Annotated in this window: 10 protein-coding genes; 6 read left to right on the plus strand and 4 right to left on the minus strand. The window is 59.7% G+C overall.

The window, feature by feature from the left end; genetic code table 11:
* Positions 1-89: 89 nt before the first annotated feature.
* Positions 90-311 (plus strand): hypothetical protein, encoded by a 222-nt coding sequence (locus KFE13_RS11025; RefSeq protein ID WP_260703176.1) that lies wholly within the window; start codon positions 90-92, stop codon positions 309-311.
* Positions 312-348: 37 nt separating this feature from the next.
* Here KFE13_RS11025 and KFE13_RS11030 read toward each other — a convergent pair whose 3' ends face one another.
* The 4 genes from KFE13_RS11030 to cysK all read right to left on the minus strand — a co-directional run bounded on the left by KFE13_RS11030 (position 349) and on the right by cysK (position 4,844).
* Positions 349-1,455, minus strand: a complete 1,107-nt coding sequence (locus KFE13_RS11030) for an acyltransferase family protein (RefSeq protein ID WP_260703177.1) — start codon at positions 1,453-1,455, stop codon at positions 349-351.
* Between the two features lie 228 nt (positions 1,456-1,683).
* Entirely contained in the window at positions 1,684-2,754 is a 1,071-nt protein-coding gene (prfA, locus tag KFE13_RS11035; protein WP_260703178.1) for a peptide chain release factor 1, read from the minus strand.
* A 317-nt stretch (positions 2,755-3,071) separates the two neighbouring features.
* Positions 3,072-3,617 (minus strand): PEP-CTERM sorting domain-containing protein, encoded by a 546-nt coding sequence (locus tag KFE13_RS11040; protein ID WP_260703179.1) that lies wholly within the window; start codon positions 3,615-3,617, stop codon positions 3,072-3,074.
* Positions 3,618-3,785: 168 nt separating this feature from the next.
* Entirely contained in the window at positions 3,786-4,844 is a 1,059-nt protein-coding gene (gene cysK, locus KFE13_RS11045) for a cysteine synthase A (RefSeq protein ID WP_260703180.1), read from the minus strand.
* Between the two features lie 148 nt (positions 4,845-4,992).
* Between cysK and KFE13_RS11050 the strand changes: the two genes are divergently transcribed.
* The 5 genes from KFE13_RS11050 (at position 4,993) to KFE13_RS11070 (ending at position 12,222) form a co-directional block, all read left to right on the plus strand.
* Entirely contained in the window at positions 4,993-6,831 is a 1,839-nt protein-coding gene (locus tag KFE13_RS11050) for an ATP-dependent DNA ligase (RefSeq protein WP_260703181.1), read from the plus strand.
* 61 nt (positions 6,832-6,892) lie between these two features.
* Positions 6,893-7,354 (plus strand): YybH family protein, encoded by a 462-nt coding sequence (locus KFE13_RS11055; RefSeq protein ID WP_260703182.1) that lies wholly within the window; start codon positions 6,893-6,895, stop codon positions 7,352-7,354.
* A 77-nt stretch (positions 7,355-7,431) separates the two neighbouring features.
* Positions 7,432-8,466: an aldo/keto reductase gene (locus tag KFE13_RS11060; protein WP_260703183.1), complete on the plus strand. Its 1,035-nt coding sequence runs from the start codon at positions 7,432-7,434 to the stop codon at positions 8,464-8,466.
* A gap of 195 nt (positions 8,467-8,661) precedes the next feature.
* On the plus strand, positions 8,662-10,305 hold the full coding sequence (locus tag KFE13_RS11065; RefSeq protein ID WP_260703184.1) for a porin: 1,644 nt from the start codon (positions 8,662-8,664) through the stop codon (positions 10,303-10,305).
* Positions 10,306-10,371: 66 nt separating this feature from the next.
* On the plus strand, positions 10,372-12,222 hold the full coding sequence (locus tag KFE13_RS11070) for a glycoside hydrolase family 35 protein (protein WP_260703185.1): 1,851 nt from the start codon (positions 10,372-10,374) through the stop codon (positions 12,220-12,222).
* Positions 12,223-12,245: the final 23 nt, after the last annotated feature.

The following is a 12,245-nucleotide window of genomic DNA, read 5'->3' on the forward strand; positions in this document are numbered from 1 at the left end:
GGTGAACCTCTATGGAGTTTTATGGAACGAATCCATGAGACGTGCTGTGCGGCGGCTTGTCAATGCAGACGGCATGAGACGATGTCGGTATGGGCGGAGCGTATCCGGTACGTGCGTTGCTGGAAGGTGGGGCGCTGGGCTTTGCGATTGCACTGGCGGTCGCGCTGATGGTTGCGGGGACACTGATCCGCCGAGAGAGCCGGAGACGGTTTCTGCTGTGGTGCGCAGGAATTTACATCACGGGCTGGATGCTGTTTGTTCTCTACAACACGGTTTTACTGACGCGCTATTTTCTGAAGGTGATGCATTAGTCTGCGTGCACGCTTTGAGGCGAGAGCGCACGCAGCATCAGGCCGTCTGGGGGTTGCCGGGCGGCATCTGCCGGGGCTTGCCGGTCTTCATACGGAGGAAGGGCTTCTCGTAGAAGCGGTAGGAGAGGTCGGCCAGGAGAATGGCGACGGTGAGGAAGATTGCCATCCGCACGATCTTGGATTCGAAGGGCAGATGATGCTCACAGAAGTCGAGCAGGCAGGGATGCCACATGTAGAGTCCAAAGGCCAGCTTTCTTCCGCCTGAGGCGATGACTCCGGAGCTGAGGACGCGCGCGACGAGGGTGACGGGGTGCATGGCCGCCGTGATAAAGGCGGCGCAGGTGAGCCCGACGAGCTGGTATCCGGCAAGCGAACCGAGAGGCGAGGTGAAGTCCAGCCCGCGCCACATCCAGATGCCGCAGAGGATGGAGAGCGGCACGAACGCCTTGAGAAGAAACGGGCTGAGCCAGGTGCGATCGCTGCGCTCCAGTGCAAGCAGGCCGCCGAGGCACATACAGGCGGAGACGGCGGGCAGCGAGCGGATGAGCAGGTCCGTAGGAAGACCTAGAACGACCATCAGAACGCGCGAGAGGATGGAGCCAGCGATGCCGGCACAGCAGAGCATACGCATCTGCCGGATGGTCTTGCATCTCCACAACAGCAGAGGCCAGAGCAGATAGAACTGGTCCTGCACGGCGATGGTCCACAGGTGATACATCTCCAGCTTGCTTCCGGTTTGTTCCGCCGCCTGCAGGAAGATGTTCTGCGAGAACAGGGCGTAGGCCCAGAGGTTTCGCGGAGGCGTCCCGGTGACGGCAAAGGTGATGACGAAAGCCACCAGCAGATAGCCGAAGTAGAGCGGGAAGATGCGCAGGACACGCCGCAGCATGAACGTCCGGTAGCGGTTTTCGGTATCCCGCAGGTCGTTGATGACGGTGGTGAGCAGCGCGCCGGAGAGCACGAAAAAGAGAGGCGGTCCCAGTCCGTTACCTCGCTGTACCCCAATGAGATGGAGAAAGAACGAGTTTTGCGAGCCGCTGGTGATGTGATGCAGAATCACAAGGCCAACAGCGAGTAGGCGGACACCGTCAAGAGCAGGCAGATGATTGGGTCGGGCACGCTGCGGTGCCAATAAGCTCGGCATTTCGATCCAAGGCAGAAACAAGAGGCTGATTAGGCCTCGAAAAGTTTCCCGTTCGTGCTGGGGGGAGGTTCGACCTCCATTATCTCGTTAAGAAAGAGTTAAGTTTAGTACCACTAAAGTGGCAGAGACGGTTGCTATGGCTTTAAAGTTGCGTGCGCCTGGGTGTGCTAAAGACAAAACCGGGCGCCGAGGCCCGGTTTTGTCTCTGGAATACGAAGGCAAAAGAGATCAGGCGGCGGTTTCGGCCTTCATCTTTTCGGCGATATCGGCTGCGATCAGCGCGTCGACGGTGGGCTGCAGCATGCCTTCCATCACCATAGCTAACTGATGGTTTGTGAGGCCGATGCGGTGATCGGTCAGGCGGTTCTGGGGGAAGTTGTAGGTGCGGATCTTTTCGCTGCGGTCGCCGGAGCCGACCTGCGACTTGCGCTGTGCGGCCTGGGCGGCGTGCTGCTTTTCCATCTCGACTTCGTAGAGGCGGGCGCGGAGGACGCGCATGGCCTTTTCGCGGTTCTTGATCTGCGACTTCTCGTCCTGGCAGCTGACGACGGTGTTGGTCGGGATGTGGGTGATGCGCACGGCGGAGTAGGTGGTGTTGACGGACTGTCCGCCGGGGCCGGAGGAGCAGAAGGTGTCGATGCGCAGGTCCTTTTGCTCGACCTTGACGTCGACTTCCTCGGCTTCAGGAAGGACGGCGACGGTGATGGCGGAGGTGTGGACGCGGCCCTGGGTTTCGGTGGCGGGGACGCGCTGCACGCGGTGCACGCCGGACTCGTACTTCATCTGGGAGTAGACTTTGTCGCCTTCGAAGATGGCGGTGACTTCCTTCAGTCCGCCGACGTCAGAGGGCGATTCCGAGAGGACTTCGACCTTCCAGCGGTGCTGCTCGGCGAAGCGGACGTACATGCGGAAGACCTCGGCAGCGAAGAGCGAGGCTTCGTCGCCACCGGTGCCGGCGCGGACTTCGATGACGATGTTCTTGTCGTCGTTGGGGTCCTTGGGCAGAAGCATGATCTTGAGCTGCTCTTCGATCTCGGCCTGGCGGGGTTCGAGGGCGAGGAGCTCTTCTTCGGCCATGGCTTTGATGTCGGCGTCCTGCTCGTTGAGCATGGCTTTGGCGTCGGCGACGCCCTGCTTCACCTGGCGGTACTCGCGGAACTTTTCGACGATGGGCTCCAGGTCGCGATGGGCCTTGGCGGTGGCGGAGAACTTTTTCTGGTCGGAGACGAGCGCGGGGTCGGCAAGCTGCTGGCCGAGCTCTTCATAGCGCGCTTCCATCTGGTCTAAACGGTCGAACATGGGGGAACTCCTGAGGCTGCTGAGAGCTTGAAGATAAAGGGGATCGAGGTGCGGGGGTTGGCGTAGCTTCGGCGTCCCCAACGAGCGTGCTCGCTGGGGTGGAGCTAGGCGAAGTCGTGGCGGGAGGCCACGCCGGGAAGGCTCACCGGGATTTCAGCTGCGAATCGCATCTCTTTATAGATGTTACTCCGGTTGGGGTGGATGCGGGAGGGGGATTTGTGCTCGTGGTTCTTGCCGGAGAACAATAAAACGCCCGCTCCACGAGAGTTGCTCGCGGGCGGGCGCATGGACGGATCGGGATGATCGGGCCTAAGACCTTAGGCCATCAGTCGCCGGCGGACGGCGCCAGCAGCTCCGAGCAGCCCGGTACCGATCAGCAGCAGGGTGCCGGGTTCGGGGGTTGGGGCTGCCGAGGTCATGTTGACGGCGAGTTCTCCGCGGCCGAGGATGCTATCGGGTGAGTAGACGTAGAAGCCGAACTTGTCACCGGCAAGCAGGTTGAGGGTCTTTGTCCCGGAGGTGTCGAGCTGTCCCTGGATATCGGAGTTCGTGCTCAGCTGGGTGTAGACGCCGTTGAGGACGTAGCCTGCGGGGTCCCATTCGGAGCCGCAGCAGTCATAGGTGGTGTACGCCCAGTTGAAGGTGACGGACTCGGCAGCAGAAGCCGTTGTGGTGTAGGTGGTGTAGTTGGTCGGAGCACCGTTGTCGGCGCCGTAGAGCTGGAATGTTGGCGCGGAGCCGACGATATAGCCGTCACCTCCATTGCTGTTCGCCAGCGAGTAGGTGTCGGCGTGCGCAAGTGCTGAGAGGCCAAGACTTAGAGCTCCGGCGAGGCACAGTCGGGGAATCATTCGCAAATTCATGAAAGCTCTCCTGATGTTTTTATGAGGGCCCAGGGGATGCGGGATACAGATCATGGAATCTGCATTTAAGGGGCCACGGGAGAAGCTTGTAAGCGATTGATAGATGGAGGGCAATAAAAGGCGGAATGCAGTTTCTTGCACTCCGCCTGGGTACTGCAGGTTCTATGTCTACGCTTGTGCGGGAGGAAGCCAGGCACTCGGTGTCGAGTGGGAGATGGCGATTTCTTCTTCGTTCATTTCGGGTGTGATCTCGCCGAAGAGTGGCGTTGAGAGATAGCGTTCGCCGGTGTCGGGCAGCATGGCGAGGATGGAGGAGCCTTTGGGGGCTTTTTCGGCGATGCGCATGGCTCCGGCGAAGGTGGCGCCCGAAGTGATGCCGACGAAGATGCCTTCTTTGCGCGCGAGCGTGCGGCTCCACTTCATGGCTTCGGCGTTTTCGATCGTCAGTACCTGGTCGATCTTGTTGGCGGTGACGCCGTCTTCGGCCAGCTTGGCGATGAAATCGGGGCTCCAGCCCTGCTGCGGATGCGGCTTCCAGGAGAGATGACTGCCTGACGGATCGCCGTCGGGGTTGCGCGGCTGCGGAACGCCGCTTGAGACCATGGGCGCGTCGGCCGGCTCGCAGACGACGATCTTTGTGTCGGGGCTTTCTTTAGCGAGCACGCGGGCGACGCCCTTCAGCGTGCCTCCGGTGCCGAAGCCGGTGACCCAGTAGTCGAGCCGCTGGCCCTTGAAGTCTTCGAGGATCTCGACGGCGGTGGTTTTGGAGTGGAAGTCGGCGTTGGCCTCGTTGGTGAACTGACGTGTCAGGAACCAGCCGTGTTTTTCTGCGAGCTCGGCGGCTTTGGCGGCCATGCCGATGCCGCGGCTTGCGGCGGGAGTAAGGATCACTTTGGCGCCGAGGAAGCGCATCAGTTTTCTGCGCTCGACGGAGAAAGTCTCGGCCATGCAGAGGACGAGCGGATAGCCCTTCTGTGCGCAGACCATGGCGAGGCCGATGCCGGTGTTGCCGCTGGTGGCTTCGACGACGGTCTGGCCGGGCTTCAGCTTGCCGGTGCGTTCCGCGTCTTCGATGACGCCGAGCGCGAGGCGGTCTTTGACGGAGCCGAGCGGATTGAAGGCTTCAACCTTTACGTAGAGATTGACGCCCTCGGGCGCGAGGTGGTTGATGCGAACGACGGGCGTGTGGCCTACCGTTTCGAGAATGCTTGAATAGAGATGTCCCACGCAAAGCTCCTTTATTGGAGAGATTGGCTCGCGGCCCACGAGTGCCTGATTGCAGATTCTAGATTGTACGCGCGCTTTCCTGCATCCTATTGTGGCGCACATCTTCGGCTGCCGATGAAGCGGAGATGAATTTGCGAGAGGCTAAGGGATGGCACTCTTTCGAGAACTCGCGGAACTGGCGGAGCGGCTGGCGAGTGAGCCGGGCAAGCTGAAGAAGCGTGCCGCGATTGCAGAGGCGATACGCCGTGTCCATGAAGCTGCGCCAGAGGACGCCGGTCTGTTTGCGTTGTATCTTGCGGGCACACCGTTTGCTGAGGCCGATCCGCGCAAGCTGAATGCCGGCGGCGCTTTGCTGACGAAGGCGCTGCTTGCGGTCAGTGGAGCGGCGCAGGTCGATCTGACGGCCGCGTATAGAAAGCATGGCGATCTTGGTGCGGCGGCCTTCGATCTGCTGTCGCAGTCGCACGCACATGCAGCGCGTCGGTTTGAACCTGCGTTGATGCTTGCCGATATTGCCGATGCGTTTGCGGCGATGGCTTCGGCAAAGACGACTGCGGTTCGCGCGGCGCTGGTGGAGGGGTTGCTGGAGCGTGCGTCTCCGCTGGATGCGAAGTATCTGCTGAAGCTGATGGCCGGCGACATGCGCATCGGCGTGAAGCAGAGCCTGGTGGAGGAGGCGATTGCCGAGGCTGCGCATGCGCCTGTTGCTGACGTTCGCCATGCGGTCATGCTGGAGGCCGATCTTGCCGCGGCTACGGCGCGTGCCTTTGCCGGTACGCTGCAGGAGGCGCGCATGCGGCTGTTCCATCCGCTGGGCTTTATGCTCGCTTCGCCGGTGGATTCGCCGGAGGATGCAGTGAACCGGTTCTCAGAGAGCAAGGGAGAAAGTCAGCAGCCTGGTGAGTCGGCAGCGATTGCTGCTTTCCTAGAAGACAAGTATGACGGCATGCGCGCGCAGGTGCATTGCGGCGATCCTGCACAGCCGGGGCGTGTGGCGATCTATTCGCGCAACCGCGAGGATGTAACGGAGAGCTATCCCGATCTGGAAGAGGCTTTCGCGCGTGTACAGGAGACGTCGGCAGGTCCGTTGATCTTCGATGGCGAGATTCTTGGCTGGGACCTGAAGGAGAGCCGTGCGTTGCCGTTTGCTGTGCTTGGCCAGCGCATTGGACGCAAGCGTGTCTCGAATGCATGGCGCGAACAGGTGCCGGTCATCTTTATGGCGTTCGATCTGATGTACGCGGATGGCGAGCTTCTGCTGGGTATGCCACTGCGCGAGCGGCGCAATCGTCTTGAGGCTGTCGTCGAGCGATTGGTCGAGGTGGTGCGTTCGCCACTTGCAGTTGACGAACGCAAGAAGCTGCCGCAGGGCCTGATGTTTGCCGAACCGGATGGTGAGGCGGTGGAGCGGCTGCGGCTTTCGCCGTCGCGCCTGGTGGAAAGCGCTGAGGATATCGATCGAGCGTATGCGGAGGCACGTGCACGTGCCAATGAAGGCGTGATGCTGAAGGCGGCGGGGTCGTTCTATCAGCCGGGGCGTCGTGGGCTGGCGTGGCTGAAGCTGAAGCGCGAGCTGGCAACGCTGGATGTGGTCGTCACGGGTGCGGAGTTTGGTCATGGCAAGCGCGCAGGTATCCTGAGCGATTACACGTTTGCTGTGCGCGGTGCGGATGGCGAGTTGCTGAATGTAGGCAAGGCTTACTCCGGGCTGACGGATGCGGAGATTGCTGAGCTGAGCGGGTGGATGATGGAGCATACGCTGGAAGATCACGGCCACTTCCGTACCGTTGAGCCGCTGATGGTGCTTGAGGTGGCGTTCAACAACATCATGCGCAGCGACCGTCATGCAAGCGGCTTCGCGCTGCGCTTTCCGCGCATCGTGCGCATCCGCCATGACAAGCCGCTAAGCGAGATCGATACAGTCGAGCGGGTTGAAGAGGTGTATCAGTCGCAGGTCGATAAACCTGTGGATTCGAAAGAGGAATAGCCTGACACCATCGTGAATGGAATATGCTTCAGATTGTTCTTTCGTGCGCAAAGGAGGCCCTATGACTCGTCGTTGTGCCGTTCTTGTTCTGCTGCTATCGCTCAGTCTGTCGACAGCTCTCATGGCGCAATCTGCTCCCTCGACCGACGCTGCGATTCGCGCTTCGTTCGCTAAGCAGGCTGCCGACTGGAATCGCGGCGATCTCGATACGTTCGCCACGGCCTACAAGAACTCGCCCGATATTCTGTTCATCGGATCGAAGGTCAGCCGCGGCTATGCGCAGATGCTCGAACGCTATCGCACGGTGTATTCCTCGCGAGAGAAGATGGGCATATTAACCTTCAGCGATATCGAAGTGCAGCCTCTCGATGCTCACTTTGCCACAGCGACGGGAAGGTTTCATCTTGAGCGAACTGCAGACGGCGGCGGCAATGCAGACGGCTCGTACATGCTGGTTTTTGAGAGGACGCCGCAGGGCTGGAAGATCGTGCGCGATGTTACGATTCCGGCACCTAAACCATAGGCACGTCTTTTACAGCTTCTTCACCATAGGGCATCCGCCATATTGAAACGAATATGCAGAGGGAGCATCTTACTAGCATGGAATATAGGCAGCTTGGACGATCAGGACTGAAGGTGCCGGAGCTTTGCTTCGGTGCAGGTACGTTTGGTGGAAACAACGAGTTCTTCAAGGCGTGGGCGGAGACAACGCAGGCCGAAGCCGACCGCATCGTCGGCATCTGTATGGATGCGGGGCTGAACTTCTTCGATACGGCCGATGTCTACTCCAACGGAGCGAGCGAAGAGGTGCTGGGTAAAGCGCTCAAGGCATACAAGCGCGAGGATGTGCTGATCTCGACGAAGACGACGTTTCGCTTCGGCGAGGGCGCGAACAATGTTGGTTCCAGTCGCTATCACATCCTCAAGCAGGTTGAGGGCAGCCTGAAGAGGCTGGGCACGGACCACATCGACGTGTACCACATGCATGCCTTCGATGCGACGACTCCGGTGGAGGAGACGCTGAACACACTCGACAAGCTGGTGCGCGAAGGCAAGGTGCTCTACATTGCCTGCTCGAATTTTTCGGGCTGGCACCTGATGAAGTCGCTCTCGGTCAGCGAGCGTTATGGATGGGCACGTTATGTTGGCCACCAGGTCTACTACTCGCTCATCGGCCGCGATTATGAGTGGGAGCTGATGCCCCTCGCGCTCGATCAGGGTGTGGGTGCGCTGGTGTGGTCGCCGCTCGGCTGGGGACGTTTGACCGGAAAGATTCGTCGAGGCCAACCGTTGCCGAAGGACAGCCGCCTGCAGACGAAGGTTGTGTTGGACAACGGCCCGCGCCCTGACGATGAGTATGTCTACAGGGTCGTCGATGTGCTGGACGAGGTGGCGAAGGAGACCGGCAAGACAATTCCGCAGATCGCGCTGAACTGGCTGCTGCAGCGTCCCACGGTTTCTACGCTGGTCATCGGCGCGCGCAATGAAGAGCAGCTGAAGGCGAACCTCGGCGCCGTCGGCTGGAAGTTGTCGGCTGAGCATATAGCGAAGCTCGATGCGGTAAGCGCGCTTCCGCGGGCGTATCCCTACTGGCACCAGGTGCAGTTCACGGAGAGGAATCCGCTTCCGGTGTAAATGCATTCAGAGATGCTGCAAATCGCGGAGCGATGGATCGATCGCTCCGCGATTTGTTTTTAGCGAAAGCCGATTTAATGGCTTCTTTATAACTTCCTGACGGATTCTTTTCGCTCGGCACGCCTAAGATGTAGCTGCATCTGCGCATAGCCCTGACGTTACGCGCAATGATCGCCAGGAAGCGAGAAGAAGATCATGAAATATCACGAGAAGCTATCCATGCGGGGCTCCTCCCCATGGAAATTTGTCGTTCTTGCCGTTGTGCTCTTTTCGACGGCTTTGTGGGGGCAGACCTCGGATTCGGCGGCACCGTCAAATATCGACGAGATTCGTGCTGCGCAGGATAAGAAGATCGAGGCACTTCAGCAGCAGCTGGAGATGATTCAACAACAGATCGTAGAACTGAAACAATCGAATGCGGCGCTGAAGAATGCGACGGGAGTCTCGTCGTCGGCCTCGCATGCGGAGGCGTCGCTGCAGCCATCTCATGCCGCCGATGCAGTCAAGGCGCCAGCTTCACTGCCGCCGGCACAGACAGAACAGGTGGCATCAGCGAGTACGGATCCAAAGGACCCGCATTCCGAGCCATTTTCGTTTGCAGACTTTACCTGGCTGAACGGCAACGCGCGCACCAAAGACACGCCATACGCTACGAAGTTCTTTACGCCGGAGATTCGTTCCGATGTGAACTACACGTACGACTTCAATCATCCACAGGACAACACCATCGGCGGATCGAGCGAGATCTTTCGTGCGAACGAATTTCAGCTGACGCAGTTCGGCGTTGGTGGAGACTTCCACTACGACAACGTGCGTGCGCGCCTGATGACCCAGTTCGGCATGTACTCGCAGACGACGCCGCGCAACGATGCCAGCACGGCGCGTGGCCAGTGGAACCTTGCCGATGCGTATCGCTATGTGTCGGAGGCTTACGGCGGGTACCACTTCAACGTGCAGCATGGCATCAATGTCGATGCCGGCATCTTCATGTCATACGTGGGTCTGTTCTCGTACTACCAGTTCGATAACTGGGCCTATCAGCCGTCGTATGTCTCGTCGAACACGCCGTGGTTCTTCAACGGACTGCGCGTACAGTGGTTCCCGACAGCGAAGCTGAAGATCGAGCCATGGGTCACCAACGGTTGGCAGTCGTATGGCCGGTTCAATAAACGGCCCGGTATCGGCGGACAGATTCTCTATCGTCCCAACGGCAAGTGGTCGATCCTGGGCAACCAGTATGCGGTGGGACGCGACACGCTGGGCGTAACGGGCCGCACGCGCTTTCACTCGGACGACAGTGTTGAGTACAAGTACTATGATCGTCCTCTAAGCACCGTCAGCAAGGCGGCGATGACGCTGACGGGAGATATCGGCTGCGAGAGCGGCGGCGGAGTAAGCTGCTTCGGCAACGGCAAGAACGGCCCGAAGCAGAGCTTCCTCGGCTTCATGGTCTATAACCGTGTCTGGTTCGACCGCGACCGTTATGCCGTTACGGTGGGCGGAGGACGCATCAACAATCCGGGCCGCTACCTTGTGCTGCTGCCGCCCATCAATGGAGCGACGGCTGCCTCGGGTACGCCGTACTTCACGCAGAACCCGGGCGACCCGTTCAAGGCATGGGACATGTCAGTGACGGGAGATTGGATGCCGAGCCAGTACATCACCTACAGGATGGAATACAACCATCGCGCCGCGAATGTTCCTTACTTCAGCGGAGCTGGAGGAGTAACCCCTCCTGGGGGAAATACCGGAGCGCCGGGTTCGCTTGTCCCGGGCTGGACTCCCGATCTTCGCAACAGCGAAAATCGTGTGACCGCAGCTATCCTTGTGAAGTTCTAACCTCGATACCCTGTTGTTCCGGTGCGCGCGTCCTCAGGGGCGCGCGCACTGTTGTATAAGGATGCAATGGATTATCGTCGCTTCATTCATCTGTATCGCGGAGCGCGCCTGCTTGCACTCTGCCTGCTTGTTTCTCTTGCTATGCGTGCGCATGCACAACGGGCGGCGCACACGTTTGCGGTTGCGAATGGACAGTTCACGCTCGACGGCAAGCCCTTCCGCGTGATCTCGGGCGAAATGCACTATCAGCGCATTCCGCGCGCTTACTGGCGCGATCGGTTTCGCATGGCGAAGGCGATGGGGCTGAATGCGGTGACGACGTATGTCTTCTGGAACGTACACGAGCCGCAGCCGGGTGTCTACGACTTCAGCGGTAATAACGATGTTGCAGAGTTTATCCGCGAAGCTCAGCAGGAGGGGCTCTACGTGATTCTGCGCCCTGGCCCTTATGTCTGTGCCGAGTGGGAGTGGGGCGGCTATCCGGCGTGGCTGTTGAAGGATCGCGGCATTGTTGTGCGCACGACCGATACGAAATTCATGCAGCCTGCTGCACGCTGGATCAAGCGGCTCGGCCAGGAGCTGGCTCCGCTGCAGATCGGCAACGGCGGCCCGATCATTCTGACGCAGGTTGAGAACGAGTACGGCTCCTTCGGCAAGGATCACGAGTACATGCAGCAGATTCACAAGCTGCTGGTGGATGCGGGCTTTACCAAGTCGCAGCTCTACACGGCTGACGGCCCGGAGCAGGTTCCGGATGGCTCGCTGCCCGATCTACCGGTCGGCATCAACTTTGGCGCGGGCAAGCCGGGTGATGCGGAAGCAGCATTCGCCACACTCAAGAAGCTGCGTCCCAATGGCCCTTTCTTCAACAGTGAGTATTGGGCCGGCTGGTTCGATCACTGGGGAGCGAAGCATGCGCATACGAACACTGACGCGCAGGTTGCGAACCTGCAGTGGATGCTGGAGCAGGGCTACTCGGTCAGCATCTATATGTTTCATGGCGGCACGAGCTTCGGCTGGATGAACGGCGCGAACTCCAACGGTAAGAACTACGAACCGGATGTGACGAGCTACGACTATGACTCGGCGCTGGATGAGAGCGGTCGGCCCACGCCGAAGTACTTTGCCATGCGCGATGCGATTGCGAAGGTCACCGGCGTGACGCCGCCTGCTGTGACTGAAGTGGCGTCTGCCATCAGCGTGCCGGCTTTCCCTCTCGCAGAGACGGCATCGCTGTGGGATAACCTGCCGCTCGCCATCAGCTCGGAGCAGGTGCAGAGCATGGAAGATATTGGCCAGGCTTACGGCTGGATTCTTTATCGCACACATCTGAAGGCTGATGCAGCGGGCGAGCTTGTGCTCGATCAACTGCACAGTTATGCGCAGGTGTATGTGAACAAGAAGCTGGCTGGCACGATCGATCGCCGGTTGAATCAGAATAGCCTCAAGCTCGAAGCGAAGGCAGGCGCGCAGCTCGACATTCTGGTTGAGAATACGGGCCGTGTGAACTTCGGCAAGACTATTGGTGGCGAGCGCGCAGGCATCACCAAGCAGGCCACGCTCAACGGCGCGCCGTTGCTTGGCTGGGAGATTTATCCGCTGACGATGGCGCACGTCGACAAGCTGCGCTTTGCGAAGAAGGCGTGCGAAGGGCCCTGCTTTTATCGTGGAGGCTTCGATGTTGCTGCGACTGCCGACACTTTCCTTGATACGGGTGCCTTCAATAAAGGTCAGCTATGGCTCAACGGCCGTGCGCTTGGACGCATCTGGAACGTTGGGCCGCAGCGTACGCTCTATACGCCGGGGCCGTTCCTGAACAAAGGACATAACGAGACGGTGGTCTTCGACGCGCAGGGCAAGATGGGTGGCACGCTGCGTGGCCTCGATAAGCCGGTTCTCGATGCACCGGTGAAGTAATACGAATGCAAAAGAGGGAGCGG

The organism is Edaphobacter flagellatus (genome assembly GCF_025264665.1).
Taxonomy (GTDB): Bacteria; Acidobacteriota; Terriglobia; order Terriglobales; family Acidobacteriaceae; genus Edaphobacter; species Edaphobacter flagellatus.

What these genes read in the sequence shown, in the direction of transcription:
- KFE13_RS11025 (WP_260703176.1), top strand. Translation starts at nt 90, where the DNA reads ATGGGCGGAGCGTATCCGGTACGTGCGTTGCTGGAAGGTGGGGCGCTG.
- KFE13_RS11030 (WP_260703177.1), bottom strand. Translation starts at nt 1,455, where the DNA reads ATGCCGAGCTTATTGGCACCGCAGCGTGCCCGACCCAATCATCTGCCT.
- prfA (WP_260703178.1), bottom strand. Translation starts at nt 2,754, where the DNA reads ATGTTCGACCGTTTAGACCAGATGGAAGCGCGCTATGAAGAGCTCGGC.
- KFE13_RS11040 (WP_260703179.1), bottom strand. Translation starts at nt 3,617, where the DNA reads ATGAATTTGCGAATGATTCCCCGACTGTGCCTCGCCGGAGCTCTAAGT.
- KFE13_RS11050 (WP_260703181.1), top strand. Translation starts at nt 4,993, where the DNA reads ATGGCACTCTTTCGAGAACTCGCGGAACTGGCGGAGCGGCTGGCGAGT.
- KFE13_RS11055 (WP_260703182.1), top strand. Translation starts at nt 6,893, where the DNA reads ATGACTCGTCGTTGTGCCGTTCTTGTTCTGCTGCTATCGCTCAGTCTG.
- KFE13_RS11060 (WP_260703183.1), top strand. Translation starts at nt 7,432, where the DNA reads ATGGAATATAGGCAGCTTGGACGATCAGGACTGAAGGTGCCGGAGCTT.
- KFE13_RS11065 (WP_260703184.1), top strand. Translation starts at nt 8,662, where the DNA reads ATGAAATATCACGAGAAGCTATCCATGCGGGGCTCCTCCCCATGGAAA.
- KFE13_RS11070 (WP_260703185.1), top strand. Translation starts at nt 10,372, where the DNA reads ATGGATTATCGTCGCTTCATTCATCTGTATCGCGGAGCGCGCCTGCTT.